The organism is Gryllotalpicola kribbensis, assembly GCF_039538245.1.
GTDB classification, from domain to species: domain Bacteria; phylum Actinomycetota; class Actinomycetes; order Actinomycetales; family Microbacteriaceae; genus Gryllotalpicola; species Gryllotalpicola kribbensis.
Map to the genome: position 1 here is coordinate 167,748 of NZ_BAABBX010000005.1, position 15,641 is coordinate 183,388.

General features: G+C 71.1%; 17 protein-coding genes. 8 read left to right on the forward strand and 9 right to left on the reverse strand.

Going from position 1 to position 15,641, the window contains the following annotated elements:
* Positions 1-9 precede the first annotated feature (9 nt).
* The 3 genes from fliD to ABD716_RS04105 all read right to left on the reverse strand — a co-directional run bounded on the left by fliD (position 10) and on the right by ABD716_RS04105 (position 3,179).
* Positions 10-1,383, reverse strand: a complete 1,374-nt coding sequence (fliD, locus tag ABD716_RS04095; RefSeq protein ID WP_344774076.1) for a flagellar filament capping protein FliD — start codon at positions 1,381-1,383, stop codon at positions 10-12.
* A gap of 71 nt (positions 1,384-1,454) precedes the next feature.
* Positions 1,455-2,303: a flagellin N-terminal helical domain-containing protein gene (locus tag ABD716_RS04100; protein WP_344774078.1), complete on the reverse strand. Its 849-nt coding sequence runs from the start codon at positions 2,301-2,303 to the stop codon at positions 1,455-1,457.
* Between the two features lie 99 nt (positions 2,304-2,402).
* A complete protein-coding gene (locus ABD716_RS04105) occupies positions 2,403-3,179 on the reverse strand; it encodes a sigma-70 family RNA polymerase sigma factor (RefSeq protein ID WP_344774080.1) in 777 nt (258 codons plus the stop codon).
* Positions 3,180-3,579: 400 nt separating this feature from the next.
* Between ABD716_RS04105 and adhP the strand changes: the two genes are divergently transcribed.
* The gene (adhP, locus tag ABD716_RS04110) at positions 3,580-4,647 is read left to right on the forward strand and encodes an alcohol dehydrogenase AdhP (RefSeq protein ID WP_344774310.1); all 1,068 of its coding nucleotides are present in this window, start codon (positions 3,580-3,582) and stop codon (positions 4,645-4,647) included.
* An 82-nt stretch (positions 4,648-4,729) separates the two neighbouring features.
* On the opposite strand, the gene dapD is transcribed toward adhP, so the two are convergent.
* Complete coding sequence (gene dapD, locus ABD716_RS04115) at positions 4,730-5,677, reverse strand: 2,3,4,5-tetrahydropyridine-2,6-dicarboxylate N-succinyltransferase (RefSeq protein ID WP_344774082.1); 948 nt, start codon at positions 5,675-5,677, stop codon at positions 4,730-4,732.
* A gap of 18 nt (positions 5,678-5,695) precedes the next feature.
* Between dapD and dapE the strand changes: the two genes are divergently transcribed.
* The 3 genes from dapE to ABD716_RS04130 all read left to right on the forward strand — a co-directional run bounded on the left by dapE (position 5,696) and on the right by ABD716_RS04130 (position 8,216).
* A complete protein-coding gene (dapE, locus tag ABD716_RS04120; protein ID WP_344774084.1) occupies positions 5,696-6,766 on the forward strand; it encodes a succinyl-diaminopimelate desuccinylase in 1,071 nt (356 codons plus the stop codon).
* Positions 6,767-6,777: 11 nt separating this feature from the next.
* Positions 6,778-7,971, forward strand: coding sequence for a hypothetical protein (locus ABD716_RS04125; protein WP_344774086.1), 1,194 nt, complete (start codon positions 6,778-6,780; stop codon positions 7,969-7,971).
* Positions 7,972-8,042: 71 nt separating this feature from the next.
* On the forward strand, positions 8,043-8,216 hold the full coding sequence (locus ABD716_RS04130; RefSeq protein ID WP_344774088.1) for a DUF3117 domain-containing protein: 174 nt from the start codon (positions 8,043-8,045) through the stop codon (positions 8,214-8,216).
* A 69-nt stretch (positions 8,217-8,285) separates the two neighbouring features.
* On the opposite strand, the gene ABD716_RS04135 is transcribed toward ABD716_RS04130, so the two are convergent.
* The gene (locus tag ABD716_RS04135; protein WP_344774090.1) at positions 8,286-8,918 is read right to left on the reverse strand and encodes an O-methyltransferase; all 633 of its coding nucleotides are present in this window, start codon (positions 8,916-8,918) and stop codon (positions 8,286-8,288) included.
* Between the two features lie 87 nt (positions 8,919-9,005).
* On the opposite strand from ABD716_RS04135, the gene ABD716_RS04140 reads away from it, so the two are divergent.
* A complete protein-coding gene (locus ABD716_RS04140) occupies positions 9,006-9,371 on the forward strand; it encodes a twin-arginine translocase TatA/TatE family subunit (RefSeq protein WP_344774092.1) in 366 nt (121 codons plus the stop codon).
* 31 nt (positions 9,372-9,402) lie between these two features.
* Here the strand turns inward: ABD716_RS04140 and ABD716_RS04145 are convergent, their stop codons facing one another.
* The 3 genes from ABD716_RS04145 to ABD716_RS04155 are packed head-to-tail and all read right to left on the reverse strand — an operon-like array spanning position 9,403 to position 12,332.
* Complete coding sequence (locus ABD716_RS04145) at positions 9,403-10,503, reverse strand: Mrp/NBP35 family ATP-binding protein (protein WP_344774094.1); 1,101 nt, start codon at positions 10,501-10,503, stop codon at positions 9,403-9,405.
* Complete coding sequence (locus tag ABD716_RS04150; protein ID WP_344774096.1) at positions 10,500-11,024, reverse strand: DUF1003 domain-containing protein; 525 nt, start codon at positions 11,022-11,024, stop codon at positions 10,500-10,502. Before ABD716_RS04150 ends, ABD716_RS04145 begins: the two co-directional genes overlap by 4 nt.
* Positions 11,025-11,027: 3 nt before the next feature.
* Complete coding sequence (locus tag ABD716_RS04155) at positions 11,028-12,332, reverse strand: magnesium transporter MgtE N-terminal domain-containing protein (protein WP_344774098.1); 1,305 nt, start codon at positions 12,330-12,332, stop codon at positions 11,028-11,030.
* Positions 12,333-12,385: 53 nt separating this feature from the next.
* On the opposite strand from ABD716_RS04155, the gene ABD716_RS04160 reads away from it, so the two are divergent.
* Positions 12,386-12,898 (forward strand): YflT domain-containing protein, encoded by a 513-nt coding sequence (locus tag ABD716_RS04160; RefSeq protein WP_344774100.1) that lies wholly within the window; start codon positions 12,386-12,388, stop codon positions 12,896-12,898.
* A 46-nt stretch (positions 12,899-12,944) separates the two neighbouring features.
* Positions 12,945-13,262 carry a TIGR02611 family protein gene (locus ABD716_RS04165; RefSeq protein WP_344774102.1) on the forward strand — a complete coding sequence of 106 codons (318 nt, stop codon included), beginning with the start codon at positions 12,945-12,947 and terminating at the stop codon, positions 13,260-13,262.
* A 27-nt stretch (positions 13,263-13,289) separates the two neighbouring features.
* Here ABD716_RS04165 and ABD716_RS04170 read toward each other — a convergent pair whose 3' ends face one another.
* Entirely contained in the window at positions 13,290-14,759 is a 1,470-nt protein-coding gene (locus ABD716_RS04170; protein WP_344774104.1) for an aminopeptidase P family protein, read from the reverse strand.
* A 24-nt stretch (positions 14,760-14,783) separates the two neighbouring features.
* On the opposite strand from ABD716_RS04170, the gene ABD716_RS04175 reads away from it, so the two are divergent.
* Positions 14,784-15,632 carry a PHP domain-containing protein gene (locus tag ABD716_RS04175; protein ID WP_344774106.1) on the forward strand — a complete coding sequence of 283 codons (849 nt, stop codon included), beginning with the start codon at positions 14,784-14,786 and terminating at the stop codon, positions 15,630-15,632.
* Positions 15,633-15,641 lie beyond the last annotated feature (9 nt).

The window sequence follows — 15,641 nt, forward strand, 5'->3', positions numbered from 1 at the left end:
GCCTCCCCTTCACTTCGAGCTCGACGATGACGACGAGCCCGTCAGCGCGTCGATGTACGACTGCACGTAGGAGCCCTGCGACTGGATCTGGCTCATCATGGTCTCCATGTAGGCGAACTGCTGCTGCAGGGTGGCCTGCTGCTGATCGAGCAGCGCCTGCATGTCGTCCGACTTCTTCTGCATCGCCGTGATCGAGGAGTTGTCGCTCGCGATCTCGCTCGTGAGCGTGCCGTCAAAGGGGTCCGAGGCCTGCGTCGCGGCGGCGTTCACGCGGGCCGCGATGGCGTTGTAGAGGTCGGTGGTGCCCTTCGGGTCGCTCCGCATCGCCGCCTCGAATGCGTCCTGGTCGAAGCTGATGGTGCCGTCCTTGTCGAGCTCGATGCCGATGGACGACGGTGAGACGCCGTCGACGTCGAGCGTCATCGCGTCGGTGAGGGCGCTCGCTGCGCCGCGCACGGTGCTGTCGGCGGTGAACGAGCCGAACACGACGCTCGTGTTGCCGCTCGAGTCGGTCGTCGTCGTGGTGGCCGCGCCCTGCGCGATGCCCGACAGGATGCTCTCGACCGACGAGATCAGCGTCGAGAGGGTCGTGGCCTCGGTGTCCACGTCCTGGTCGATCGAGAGCGTGACGGGGGTGCTGCTCGGCTGCGAGACCGTCACGTCGACGCCCGGCATCAGGTCGTCGAACTCGTTCGTCGAGCTCGTCACGGCCTGCGCCGCCCCGGTTCCCGGCCACAGGGTCAGCTGCGCGTCCTGCGCGGTGCTCACGACGGTGCCGCCGGACTGCGCCATGATGTCGACGCCGTTGCCGTCGAGCACGGTGAAGGCGGCGTTCGCGCCCGTCTGGCTGCTCGAGAGCTGCAGGCGGAAGAGGGCGTTGCCCGAGGCGTCGGTGCCCGCCTGCACCTTGAGAGCGGTCACCCCCGCGCCCGCCGCATTGATCGCCTGGACGACGCTGTCGAGACTGCTCGAGCTGGGGGTGACGGAGGTCTGCGTGCCGTCCGCCGCGACGATGGTGAGCGCCGGGGGGTTCGTCGGCCAGGCCGAGAGCGGGCCGGTGACCTCCACCTGGCGGCTCGCGAGCTGGTCCACGGTGAAGCTCAGCTGGCCGGGCGCCGCCGTCGCGTCCGCCGTGCCCGCGGCGGCGGATGCCTGGCTCGAGGTCACCGAGAACGAGGTCAGCTTCGTGCCGGTGAACGGGTCGGTCAGCTGCGCGAGGCTCGCGAACGCGGCGTTCAGCTTCTGCAGGCCGGCGACGGTGGACTGCTGGGTGGTGATCTGCTTGTCGAGAAGCGTCTTCGGCTGAGAGGCCGCGGCCATCAGCGTCTGGATGAGGCTCGTGGTGTCCAGGCCCGAGGACAGGCCGGTGAGCGGGGTGGTCATGTCGCCTGACTGTCCTTTCCTGGTGCGGAGTGGGGGAGCGGGGGCGCCGGGGCGCCCCCGCCCATTGGGTTCTAGCCGAGGAGCTTCAGGATGCCCTGGCTCGAGGCGTTCGCCTGGGCCAGCATCGAGACGCCCGCCTGCTGCAGGACCGACTTCTGCGAGTACTCGACCATCTCGGACGCCATGTCGGTGTCCTGGATGCGGCTGTTCGCGGCCGACAGGTTCTGGCCCGTGATGGCCAGGGTCTGCACGGCGTCGGCGAAGCGGTTCTCGGTCGCGCCGATGCGCGACTGGTCCTTCGAGACGGCGGTGATCGCGGCGTCGATCGCGGCGATCGTGGTGTTGGCCGTGCCGTTGTCCGTGACGTCGAAGCCGGTGCCCGCCGCCGTGCCATCCGCCGAGGCGAGGCTGCCGACCGAGGTCGCCAGGTCCACCGTGCCGAACGAGATGGTGTTGCTCGCGTCGCTGCCCGCGCCGACCTGGAAGTTCAGCGCGTTTCCGCCCTGGAGCAGGTTGATGCCGTTGAACGTCGTGTTCTGCGACATCCGGTAGAGCTCCTTGCTGAGCTCGTCGGCCTCGTTCTGGATCGCCTCCCGCGAGTCCGCGTTGTTGGTGTCGTTCGCGCCCTGCACGGCGAGGTCGCGCATGCGGTGCAGGATCGACTGCACCTGCGTGAGCGCGCCGTCGGTCGTCTGCAGCAGCGAGATGCCGTCCTGGGCGTTGCGGCTCGCGACCGAGGTGCCCGAGATCTGCGACTGCAGGCCCTCCGAGATCGACAGGCCGGCGGCGTCGTCGCCGGCGTTGTTGATGCGGTAGCCGCTCGAGAGGCGCTGGAGCGAGTTCTGCAGCTTGTTCTGCGTGTTGTTCAGGCTGTTGTAGGCCTGGAGTGCCGACACGTTGGTGTTGACGGAGAATCCCATGATCGTCTCTTCCTTGATGTGGGTTCACCGCACCCGTCCGTGGGTGCGGGGCGTTACGCCGAGCCCTATCGGCCGGGCTGCGGCATCCGTTACATCAGCTCAGGCGATGTTCCCCGTTTTGGGGGTGCGCCCCACGCTGAGGCGGAACGCGTCGAGGTAGGCAACGGCGCGCGGCGAGCGGGGAGCGCTCTGCGGCTGGTCCTCGTAGACGCTGTCGAGCGCGCCGCGCAGCAGGGCGATGGCCTGCGCGCGCTGCTGCGAGACGGCGCCGTGCGTGACGCCGAGCTCGGCGGCGACCTCGGTGACGGGCCGGTCCTTGAGGTAGACCTCGTCGATGATGGTGCGCAGCCGCTCGGGAAGCGCGTCGATCGCCTGCCGCAGCAGCCCGAGGCGCTCGCGCATGATCGCGACGTCGGCGGGCGAGAGCTGCGGGCTCACGACCTCGATCATGGTGTCTTCGAGGCTCGAGACGGTGCGGTGGGCGAAGCCGAGGCCCTGGGCAGCCGTGGCGCGGTCGACGCCGAGCGTGTCGGCGAGCTCAGCGGTCGTCGGGGTGCGCCCGAGCGAGGCGGTGAGCTGCTCCTCGGCGCGCAGGGTCTCGGTGATCTGGCGGCGCGCGGCGCGGCCGGCCCAGTCGGCCCGCCGCATCTCGTCGCGGACGGCGCCGGCGATGCGCTCGCGCGCGTAGGCGCCGAAGGGGACGCCGCGACCGGCGTCGAAGGCACGGGCCGCCTCGACGAGCGCGACGGCGCCCGCTGCGGCCAGGTCATCGCGGCTGAGGTGGTCCGCCCGCCCCGCGACCTCTGAGACGACGTAGCCCACCAGCGGCAGATGATCGACGATCAGCTTCTCGTTCTGCTCTCCTGCGGTCCCCACGGCGCGAAACTAATCGAGCCGTTCGCGCTGGGCCAAGAGCCCCGTTCGGCCGAGTCGGCGCGGGGGATAGAACGATCGGTACCCGTCAAGACCTGACGGGAGGAATCGTCACTTTTTCCGATCCCCCTTCTTCCCAGTCGGGACAAGGGAAGACGGGGGCCGGCCCGGTCGACGCGCGGGGCGCGAAGACGCCGCGTGCGCAGGGTTCGAGCGGATGCCCCATTTGTGGTGCCCCCCGCGTTTTAGCGCCGATTTGCCGCCGGGTCTTTCGCACCCTTGCCGCCGGACTATCGCAGTTTTTCCGCAGTTTCCGATGCTGTTCGGGCGGCGGCCGACGGGTCTTCGGTCCCTGTCGGCGGGGTGCGGGCGGGGGCATCCTTGCCGCATGTCTCACGATTGCATGCGCGCCGCAGTGGCGCGAGAGTTCGGCGCTCCGCTCGGGTTCGACGAGCGGGTGGTTCCCCTGCCGCACGGCTTCGAGGCGCTCGTCCGCGTCGAGTACACGGGCGTGTGCCACACGGACCTACACGCGGTCGAGGGCGACTGGCCCGTGAAGCCGGCGCTGCCCTTCGTGCCGGGTCACGAGGGGGTCGGCCGCGTCGTCGCCGTCGGCCATCTGGTCACGTCGCTCTCGGTCGGCGACCGCGTCGGGAACGCCTGGCTGTGGTCCGCATGCGGCGAGTGCGAGTACTGCGCGAGCGGCCGCGAGACCCTGTGCCTCAGGCAGCGCAACGCGGGCTATTCGGTCGACGGCAGCTTCCAGGAGTACATGATCGTCGACTCCCGCTACGCGGCGAAGGTGCCTGAGGCGCTCGAGCCGGCTCAGGTGGCCCCGATCCTCTGCGCGGGCGTCACGGTCTACAAGGGGCTGAAGACGACCGAGGTGCGGCCCGGGCAGTGGGTGGCGATCTCGGGTATCGGCGGCCTCGGGCACCTCGCCGTCGAGTACGCCGTCGCGATGGGCCTGAGCGTCGCGGCCGTGGACATCGACGACGCGAAGCTCGCGCTCGCGCGTGAGCTGGGCGCGTCCATGACGGTCAACGCCGCGAAGACGGATGCCCCGGCCGAGGTGCAGCGCGCGATCGGCGGCGCCCACGGTGTGCTCGTCACGGCGCCGAGCGGGCAGGCGGTGGCGCAGGCGCTCGGCATGGCACGCCGCGGCGCGACGATCTCGCTCGTCGGGCTGCCCTCCGGAACCTTCCCGGTGAGCGTGTTCGACACGGTGCTGAACGGGCTGACGATCCGCGGATCGATCGTCGGCACCCGCGCGGATCTCGCCGAGGCCCTCGACTTCGCCGCCCGCGACAAGGTGCACGCCACCGTCACGACGCACCCGTTCGCCGACGTCAACGAGGTGCTCGACGACATGCGTGCGGGCCGCATCCTCGGCCGGGTGGTGCTCGAGGTGGCCGGCACCCTCGCCCGCGAGGACGCCGGGTACCCCACGCGGCAGGCATCCACCGTGTGAGCGCGCGTGCGCGCGTCGCGTAACACGGTTCCGCGTACGCGCGGAGGCGTTTCGTGCGTGCAGCCGTGCGTCGTACGCGGAGCTACGCGTGCAGGGCCGAGTTCAGCTCGATCCCCTTGCCCTGGCGCTGCACGGCCTCGACGGCACCCGTCAGCGAGTTGCGGCGGAATAGCAGGTTCGGAACGCCGGACAGCTCCACCGCCTTGACCGAGACCGGCTGCCCGTTCTCGTCGCGCTCGCCGACGAGCTGCACCTTCGACCCGGCGGTCACGTACAGCCCGGCCTCGACGACCGAGTCGTCGCCGAGCGAGATGCCCACGCCGGCGTTCGCGCCGAGCAGCGCCCCCGAGCCGATCACCACGCGCTGCGTGCCGCCGCCCGAGAGCGTTCCCATGATCGACGACCCGCCGCCGATGTCGGCGCCGTCGCCGACGACGACCCCCTGCGAGATGCGGCCCTCGACCATCGACGTGCCGAGCGTTCCCGCGTTGAAGTTCACGAAGCCCTCGTGCATGACCACGGTTCCGGGGGAGAGGTGCGCGCCGAGGCGCACGCGCGAGGCATCCGCGATGCGCACGCGATCGGGTACGACGTAGTCGAGCAGGCGCGGGAACTTGTCGACCGCGTACGCCTGGATGCCGGCGCGCTTCAGCGTCGGCAGCAGAGCGGGGTAGTCGGATGCCGCAACCGGACCCGCCGACGTGAAGACCACGTTCGGCAGGTGCGCGAAGATGCCGTCGAGATTCAGCGAGTTCGGCGCCGCGAGCAGGTGCGAGAGCAGGTGCAGGCGCAGATACGCGTCAGAGGTGCTGCCGACGGGGGCATCCAGATCGATGGCGACGACGACCGCCTCGAGGCGCACGTTGCGGCGGTCGTCGGGGCCCGCGAGCTCGGCGAGCTCCGCCGGGATCTCGTACGTCTCGGGCAACGGCCCGAGCTGCGGCTCGGGGTACCAGGTGTCGAGCACGGTGTCGTCGGCGGCAACGGTGGCGAGGCCGTAGCCCCAGGCAAGGCGGGCGTCATCAGTCACGCCCCTAATCTAGATGCCATGCCCCTCGACCTCACCGCGACCTCGATCGAGCTGACCCGCCAGATCTGCGACATCGAGTCGGTCAGCGGCAACGAGAAGGAGCTCGCCGACGAGATCGAGCAGGCGCTGAAGCGGATGCCCCACCTCGAGGTCCTGCGCGACGGGGATCTCGTCGTCGCCCGCACTCGCCTCGGTCGTGCGCGCCGGGTGGTCATCGCCGGTCACATCGACACCGTGCCCGTGAACCACAACCTGCCGACGCGCCTGACGACGGAAGACGGCGTGGAGTACCTCTGGGGTCGCGGCACCGTCGACATGAAGCCCGGCGTCGCCGTCGCGCTGAAGCTCGCGGCCGAGCTCGCCGAGCCGAGCGTCGACGTGACCTGGCTGTTCTACGACCACGAAGAGGTCACGAGCGACCTCAACGGGCTCGCGCGCCTCGCCCGCACCCGCCCCGAGCTGCTGGCCGGCGACTTCGCGATCCTCGGCGAGCCGAGCAATGGCGCCGTCGAGGGCGGCTGCAACGGCACGATGCGCTTCGACGTGGTGACCCGTGGCAGACGCGCCCACAGCGCACGCGGCTGGATGGGCGAGAACGCGATCCACAAGGCCGCGCCCGTCTTGCAGCTGCTCAGCGACTTCGTGCCTGAGACCATCGAGGTCGACGGCCTCGCCTACCGCGAGCAGCTCAACGCCGTGCTCGTGAGCGGGGGCGTGGCGGGCAACGTCATCCCCGACGAGTGCCGCATCCACGTGAACTACCGCTTCGCGCCGTCGCGCTCGACCGACGAGGCGGAAGCCGCCATGCGCGCCCTGTTCGAGCCGCTCGGCGAGTTCGAGCTGAAGGACCTGTCCCCGGGCGCCCGCCCCGGCCTCGACGACCCGCTCGCCCGCGAGTTCCTCGATGCGGTCGGGCTCGAGGCGAAGCCCAAGTACGGCTGGACCGACGTCGCCCGCTTCAGCGCCCTCGGCATTCCTGCCGTCAACTTCGGGCCGGGCGACCCGAGCCTCGCGCACGCCGACGACGAGCGCGTCGAGACGCGGCAGATCACCGCCTGCGAGGACGCGCTGCGCGCCTGGCTGCAGTGAGAGCCGTCGCGATGAGATGGCGGGCCCTGCCGTGGTGGGCCCGCGTCACGGTCGTGTTCCTGCTCGGCCGGGCCGTCGACACGCTGCTGCTGCTCTGGCAGGCCGCCATCGAGGGCCCCAACGCGTGGACGGGGGCGCACCCCCGCTACCTGCAGTTCGCGAACATCTGGGACGGCCGCTGGTATCAGATCATCGCCCAGGTCGGCTACCCGCGCGTGCTGCAGTTCGACGCGACGGGCCACGTCACCCAGAACCAATGGGCGTTCCTGCCGGTCTATCCCTACGTGGTGAAGGGGGTCATGGCGCTCACGGGGATGTCGTGGGAGGCATCCGCCGTTCTTGTCACCGTGCTGTGCGGGTGGGGCGCGACGCTCCTCTTCTACAAGCTCATGCGCGCACGCCTGCGCCCCTCGACGGCCATGTATGCGACGGTGCTGTTCCAGCTCGCGCCGGTCGCCGCGCTCTTCCAGGTCGCCTACGCCGAGGCGATGTTCACCCTGCTGCTCACGGCGATCCTCTACCTCTGGGTGAAGCGCCGCTTCTGGTGGATGCTGCCCCTGATCGTCATCGCCGCCTTCACGCGCCCGGGCGAAGTCGCGCTGGCCCTCGCGCTCGGCCTGTGGGTCGTGTGGCGGCTGTGGCGGGCCTGGCGAGGCACCGAGCCGATGCGGATGCCCGAGCTCGTGGCATCCGCCAGCGCGACGATCGTCGCCCTCGTCTCCGGACTCGCCTGGCCGCTGATCGCCGCCCGCGTGACGGGCTACCCGAACGCGTACACCGAGACCGAGCTGTCGTGGCGCGTGTCGTACACGGGGTGGGAGCCGCTCGTCCCGTTCACGCCGTGGATCCAGGGGGCGAAGTGGTGGTTCACGCTGTGGCTGCACACCCCGGCCTGGGTCGGCTACGTGGCGCTCGGTGCGCTGGTCGGCCTCGGCGTGCTGTTCCTGCTGGTTCCGCCCGCGCGCCGACTCGGCGTCGAGCTGCGGCTCTGGCTGCTCTCCTACGGGCTGTACGTGCTCGCGGTGTTCTTCCCGCAGTCGAGCACGTTCCGCATTCTGCTGCCGCTGTTCCCCGCACTCGGGGTCGTGGCCGCGCCGCGTTCCCGGTGGTACCGCGCGGGCATGGTCGCCGTGTTCCTCGCGGCGCAGATCTGCTGGCTGCTGCTGGCCTGGACCATCGGCGACTACGACTGGTCGCCGCCGTGACCCTGAGTGGGTGGTCCCCGGCGCCTCAGCCCGTGCGGGATAATGAGTAGAAACCACGAAAGGGGAGCTACATGGCGGCCATGAAGCCGAGAACCGGAGACGGACCCATGGAGGCTGTGAAGGAGGGGCGTCTCATCATCGTTCGCGTGCCTCTGGAAGGCGGCGGCCGACTGGTCGTTTCCGTCAACGACGACGAGGCCAAGGAGCTTCACGACGCGCTGGCTTCTGCCATCGGTGCCAACTAGCCAGTACGTCTCATGAGGGCCGCCCGTCAGGGCGGCCTTCTTGGTTAAGCGGCTCGGGCCCGTGTCGTTCTAGAGCGCTGTCTTGGTGATCTGCAGCAACCCGTCGCCCACGGTCGAGAGGGCGCTCACGACGGCGCCCGATTGCGAGATCTCGCCGATGAGCGTGCGGAACGCCGTCGCGACGTCGTCGCGGTTCGCCGGGTTGCCGACCTTGCCCTGCCAGAGGGCGTGCGGCACGAGCACGGTGCCGCCGGGGCGCGCGAGGCGCAGGCCGTGCTCGACGTATTCGATGACGTTGCCGGGGTCGGCGTCGACGAGCACCACGTCGTAGGCGTTCTCGTTCATGCGCGGCAGCACGTCGAGCGCGCGGCCCGCGATGAGGCGCAGCCGCGCGGGCAGCGCACCGGACTCGAGGAAGAACTGCCGGGCGTGCTGCTGGTGGTCGACCTCTGTGTCGATGCTGGTCAGCTCGGCATCCCGCGCGCCGCGCAGCAGCCACAGACCCGAGACGCCGAGACCCGTGCCGATCTCGATCAGCTTGCTCGCGCCCGTTGCGGCGACGATGACGGATGCCTGCGCGCCCACTGCGGGGGCGACGGGGGTGACCCCGAGCTCGAGCGAATGCTGCCGCGCGCGAGCGATGACCTCGCTCTCGACGACCACATCGTTCGCGAACTTCCAGTTGATGTCGTTGTCCGACATGGGCCTCCGTACTTCCGTCCTCAGAATATCCGCCGGGGAAGCTGAGGGCTGGTCAGACGCACGGCTGCGAGCGATTACGATGAGCGGGTGTTTGGGATCTCGTTCGACAAGCTGCTGGTCATGGCCGGCATCGCGGTCATTCTGATCGGTCCCACGCGACTGCCGGGCTACGCCGAGAAGCTCGGCCAGTTCGTGCGCAACCTGCGCCGCTACGCCGACGACGCGCGCGAGAAGGTGCGCGAAGAGGTCGGCTCCGAGGTCTTCGACGAGATCGACTGGAAGAAGCTCGACCCCCGCCAGTACGACCCGCGCCGCATCATCGCCGATGCGCTGCTGTCAGACGACCCCGCCGACGAGCCCGAGAAGGTGGTCGGCATCGCGGCGGTCGCGACGAAGCCCGCGCCGCCCCGGGTGGCGGGCGCCCTGCCCCCCTTCGACGCCGAGGCCACCTAGGAAGAGGCCGCGCCGGAAGAAATCGGCGGCCTCAGCGGCTGGGGCGCGGTGCGATTCCGAGGGAGCGCCCGGCCAGGTTCCTCGGGCGGTGCGCCATGCCGTCGGCGATCTTCCCGATGACCGCTGCCGCCGGGTCGCCCGGCGCCGAGACCACGATGGGCGAGCCCTCGTCGCCGCCGACCCGCAGCGGGACCGACAGGGGCACGGCGCCGAGCAGGGGCGCTCCGAGCTCATCGGCCACGCGCTGCCCGCCGCCCGAGCCGAACAGCTCGCCCGACATGTTCTCGATCACGCCGTAGACGCTCTGGCCGGTCTGGCCGGCGAGCGCCCCCGATCGCACGGCCACCTCGGCGGCCGCGAGCTGCGGCGTGGTCACCACGATGACTTCGGCGTTCGGCAGCAGCTGCCCGACCGAGATCGCGATGTCGCCCGTGCCCGGCGGCAGGTCGAGCAGCAGCACGTCGAGGTCGCCGAAGTACACGTCGGTGAGGAACTGCTGGATGGTGCGGTGCAGCATCGGCCCGCGCCAGGCCACCGCCGACGACGGCCCCTGGCCGCGCTCAGGGTCGAGGAACATGCCGATCGAGACGACCTTCACGTCGAAGGCGACCGGCGGCAGGATCATCTCGCCCACCCGCGTGGGGCGTGCCCCCGACAGGCCGAGGATGCCGGGAATGGAGAACCCGTGCACATCGGCGTCGACGAGCCCCACGCGCAGCCCGCGCGCGGCGAGCGCCACCGCGAGATTGGCCGTGAGCGTCGACTTGCCCACGCCGCCCTTGCCCGAGGTGACCGCGTAGACGCGGGTCAGCGAGTCGGGCCCGAAGGGCATCGTGCGCGCACGGCCGCCGCGCAGCCGCTCGGTGAGCGCCTGCCGCTGCTCGGGGCTCATCACGCCCACGGCGAGCTCGACACCGGTCACGCCCGGCACGGCGGCGACGGCGGTGCGCACATCACGCTCGATGCGGTCGGCCGCGGGGCATCCCACGATCGTCAGCCTGATCGCGACGGATGCCTGCCCGGCATCGCTGACCGCAACGGACTCGACCATGTCGAGCTCGGTGATCGGCCGCCTGATCTCGGGGTCGATGACGGATGCCAGTGCGGCGCCGACCCGATCGGCGAGGCTCACGGCGCCGAGTCCACGGCGGGCTCCGCGCCGCCGTCACGGGCGCTGTCGAGCTCGTCGAGCAGCGCGCGCAGCTCCTGGCGGATAAAGTCCTTCGTCGGCACGTCGCGCAGCGCGAGGCGCAGCGCCACGACCTCACGGGCGAGGTACTCGGTGTCGGCGAGGTTCCGCTCGGCGCGCTGCCTGTCCTGCTCGATCTGAACGCGGTCGCGGTCGTCCTGCCGGTTCTGCGCGAGCAGGATCAGGGGCGCGGCGTAGGAGGCCTGCAGCGACAGCACGAGGGTGAGCACCGTGAAGCCGTTGCGCTGCGAGTCGAAGTGCCACGAGTCGGGCAGGTACGTGTTCCACGCGAGCCACAGCAGACAGAACACCGTCAGCGCGGCGATGAACCACGGGGTGCCCATCGCGCGGGCGAGCCACTCGGTGAAGCGGCCGAAGCGGTCGGAGTCGCGGCGGGGGCGCCCCCTGCCCGCGAGGCCCTTCGGAGCGTCGAGCCCGAGGGACTTGTTGTCGACCCGTGCCATGGGTCACCTCCTTCCGATGATGCCGATGTTTCCCGTCCGTGCCGCGGCCGTGCGTTTCAGCGCGGCGTCCTCGCCGTCGCGGCGGCGCCAGTCGTCGGGCAGCAGGTGGTCGAGGATGTCGTCGATCGTGACGACGCCGACGAGGCGGCCCTTCTCGTCGACGACCGGCACGGCGACGAGGTTGTAGCTCGCCAGGGTGCGCGACACCTCGGCGATCGTCGCGTCGACGAGCACGGGCTCGAGGCCCTGGTCGACGAGGCCCCCGAGGCGCTCGTGCGGCGGGTGCCGCAGCATGCGCTGATAGTGCACGGTGCCGAGGAAGCGCCCGGTCGGCGGCTCGTACGGCGGCAGCGTGAGGAACACCGAGGCCGCGAGGGCGGGCGGCAGCTCCTCGCGGCGGATGAGCGCGAGCGCCTCGGCCACGGTCGCGTCGGCCGACATGATGACCGGCTCGGTCGTCATCAGGCCGCCGGCCGAGTTGGGGGCGTAGTTGAGCAGCCGGCGCACGTCCTCGGCCTCTTCCGGCTCCATCAGCTCGAGCAGGTGCTCGCGCTCGGCCGACGTCAGCTGGGCGAACAGGTCGGCCGCATCGTCGGGCTGCATCTGGTCGAGCACCGCGGCGACGCGCTCGTCGTCGAGGGCGCGCAGCAGTTCGACCTGGTCCTGCTCCTGCATCTCTTCCAGCGCGTCGGCGAGCCGTTCGTCGGGCAGCTCGGCCGCCACCTCGACGCGGCGCTCGGCGGGCAGCTCGAGCAGGCTGGTCGCGAGGTCTGCGGGCTTCAGATCGGTGTAGGTCGCGATGAGCTGCTCCGCCGACTGGGGGGCCGCGGCCGAGGCATCCGTCTCGCGCATGTCGCTCCACGCGACGAACTGGGTCGCGCCCTTCGCGAAGGGCGAGGACGAGGTCTTGGGGCGGCGCACGAAGAGCTGCGTCACGTCCCACTGGCCGCTCGGGGTCTGCGTGATCGCGACGTCTTCGATCGTCGCGGTGCCGCTGCCGTCGCGGAAGGCGAGCTGGCGGCCGAGGATCTCGGCGATCACGCGCAGCTCACCGGCGCGCGGCTCGAAGCGGCGCACGTTGATGAGGCCGGTCGTGATCACCTGGCCGGCGCCGATGGATGTCACGCGGGTGATCGACACGAAGACGCGGCGCTTCCCCGGGATCTCGACGACGAGGCCGACGACGCGCGGGGCCGACTCGCCGCGGTAGACGACCACGACGTCGCGCACCTTGCCGACCCGGTCGCCGACGGGGTCGAAGACGAGGCAGCCGGCCAGGCGCGCCACGAAAACCCGCTGTGCACTCACGGAAACAGCCTAGTCCGGGCGCCATTCCGCAGGCCCCGTGCCACTATGGGGCTATGAGCAACGCAGGCCCCCTCGGTGGGCGTCGTGGAATCCAGCTTCCCAGCGTTCCGAAGGGCGAGGTGATCGCCACGTACGAGAGCTATCTCGACGCGCAGCAGACCGTCGACGTGCTGGCCCGTGCGGACTTCCCGGTGGGCGGCGTCTCGATCGTGGGCAACGACCTCAAGTCGGTCGAGCACATCACGGGGCGGCTCAGCTGGGGCCGCGTGGCGCTCGCCGGCGCCGCGAGCGGCGCCTGGTTCGGCATCTTCCTCGCGATCGTGCTCTTCATCTTCAATACGGGCCGCGCCGATCTCAGCCTCGAGATCGCCGCCGTGCTGCTCGGCGCCGGCTTCGGCATGCTGTTCAGCCTGGTGTCGTACGCCCTCACCCGCGGTCGCCGCGACTACACCTCGCAGACCGCCGTGCTCGCCACCTCGTACGCCGTCGTGGTCGACCCCGACAGCGCGAATCGCGCGCGCAACGTGCTCGCGAACGCGGGTCGGGGAACGGGCACCGTTCTCTGATCGCAGTCTGAGCCGGCTTACAGACTCGGCGTGGGATGCTCGCGAGGTGACGACGTCGCCCGCAGCACACCCCAGCCGGTCTCGAGCGCTCGCGCGCGGCCGACGGTGGCTGCGCCGCCGGCCGGGGCTCTATCTCAGCTACCGCCTGCTGATCGCGGTGATCGGCGGCGCGATCGTCATCGGCGGCCTGATCCTCGTGCCGCTGCCGGGGCCCGGGTGGCTCATCGTGTTCATCGGCGTCGCCGTGCTCGGCACCGAGTTCCGCTGGGCCCGGCGCCTCGGGCGCTGGGCGCGCGCCCAGCTGCAGCGCTTCTGGGCCTGGTGGCGTGCCCGCCGGGAAGCCGCGCGTAGGCGCCGCGCGTAAGGCACGCCGTCGGCCGCCCGCGGCGCCCTAGCCCCGCAGTCCGGCGATCCACGCCTCGACCTCGTCGGCCGTGCGGGGGATGCCCGCCGAGAGGCTCTCGACGCCCGACGCGGTCACCACGACGTCGTCCTCGATGCGCACGCCGATGCCGCGCAGGTGCTCTGGCACCGTGAGGTCGTCGGGCTGGAAGTAGAGGCCGGGCTCGATCGTGAACACCATGCCCGGTTCGAGCACGCCGTCCTGGTACATCTCGCGCCGCGCCGCCGCGCAGTCGTGCACGTCGAGGCCGAGGTGGTGGCTCGTGCCGTGCACCATGTAGCGGCGGTGCTGCTGGCCGTCGGCCCCGAGCGCCTCTTCCGCCGTGACGGGCAGCAGCCCCCAATCGGCGGTGCGCTTGGCGATGACCTCCATCGCGGCGGCGTGCACCTCGCGGAAGCGGATGCCGGGGCGGGCCACCGCGAACGCGGCATCCGCCGCTTCGCGCACGGTCTCGTAGACGAGTCGCTGCGCGTCGGTGAACGTGCCGTTCACGGGAAGCGTGCGGGTGATGTCGGCGGTGTACAGGCTCTCGCCCTCGACGCCCGCGTCGATCAGGATCAGGTCGCCCGGCACGACGGGGCCGTCGTTGCGGGTCCAGTGCAGGATGCACGCGTGGGGGCCGGCCGCCGCGATCGTGTCGTAGCCCACGGCGTTGCCCTCACCGCGCGCGCGCGTGTAGAAGACGCCCTCGACGATGCGCTCGCCGCGCTCGTGCGCGGTGATCTGCGGCAGGGCGCGGATCACGTCCTCGAAACCGCGCTTCGTCGACTCGACCGCGGCGCGCAGCTCGCGGAGCTCGAACTCGTCCTTCACGAGGCGCAGCTCGGACAGATCGCGTGCGAGCTGGGCGTCCAGCTCAAGATCGGATGCCTCGCCTCGCGCCGCGTCGACCGCGGCGGTGATCTCGGGGTCCGCCTCGCGCAGCACGATCGTGTCGGCGTCGGACGCCGACACGACGGCGGCGGCGTCGGCGATGCCGGCGGTCGCGATCGCCAGATCGCCGGCCACCTGAGCGAGCGAGGGGCGCGCGCCGATCCAGAACTCGCCGATCTGGGGGTTCGAGTAGAACTCGTCGGAGTCGCGGCCGGCGCGCTCCCGGAAGTACAGGGTCGCCTCGTCGCCCTGGATGACCAGCACCGAGTCGGGCTCGGCGTCGGCGCCCCAGCCGGTGAGCCACGAGAACGCCGAGTGGGCGCGGAACGGGTAGTCGGTGTCGTTGCTGCGCACCTTGGCGCCGCCGGCGGGCACGATGAGGCGCTTGCCCGGGTAGAGGGCCGACAGCCGGGCGCGGCGCGCCGCGGCGAAGGCGGCCTGCTCGCGGGCGGGCGGCACGACGTCGGTGCGCTCGGCCCAGTGCGAGCCGATGTAGTCCTTGAACGCCGCAGCCGGCGGCAGGGTCGAGCGGTTCGAGGTGGCTCGGGGGGCCTTGGTCGTGGTCAGCGCGTCGCTCGTGTCCATGCACCAATTGTCTAGCATTGTGACGTGCCGTACCGTGAGCCGATCGATCTGCACACGCATTCGAGCGTGTCCGACGGCACGCAGACACCCGCAGAGCTCGTGCGCGCGGCCGCGGCGGCCGGGCTCGGCACCGTCGCGCTCACCGACCACGATTCGACGGCCGGGTGGGCGGATGCCTCGGCCGAGGCATCCGCGCAGGGCATCGACTTCGTCCCGGGCATGGAGCTCTCGACCCGCTTCGGCTGGAAGAGCGTGCACATGCTCGCCTACTTCTTCGACCCGGAGGACGCGGCGCTCGTCGCCGAGTGCGAGCGGATCCGGGACGGGCGCCGCACGCGCGCCGAGTCGATGGTGGCGCGCATCGCCGAGGACTACGAGCTGACGTGGGAGGACGTGCTCGCGCACACCGCGCCGGGGGCATCCGTGGGCCGACCGCACATCGCCGACGCGCTCGTCACCCGCGGCCACGTGCTGAACCGCAGCGAGGCGTTCGAGACCCTGCTGCACCCGCGGGGCGGCTACTTCGAGCCCCTCTATGCGCCGAGCCCGCTCGACGGCGTGAAGCTGATCCGCGGCGCCGGGGGAGTGCCGGTGCTCGCGCACCCGGCCACGCACGGCCGCGACAATGTGCTCGACGCCCGCTACCTCACCTCGCTCGTCGATGCGGGGCTCGTCGGCCTCGAGGTCGACCACCGCGAGAACACCGACGACGGCAAGGCTTACCTGCTCGAGTTCGCCCGTGCGCACGACCTCGTCGTCACGGGGTCGAGCGACTACCACGGCGCGGGCAAGCCGAACCGGCTCGGCGAGAACACGACCTCGCCGGCGGCGCTCGAGCGCATCTTCCGGGCCTCCTCGACGGCGTCCGCTTAGCGCTTCGAC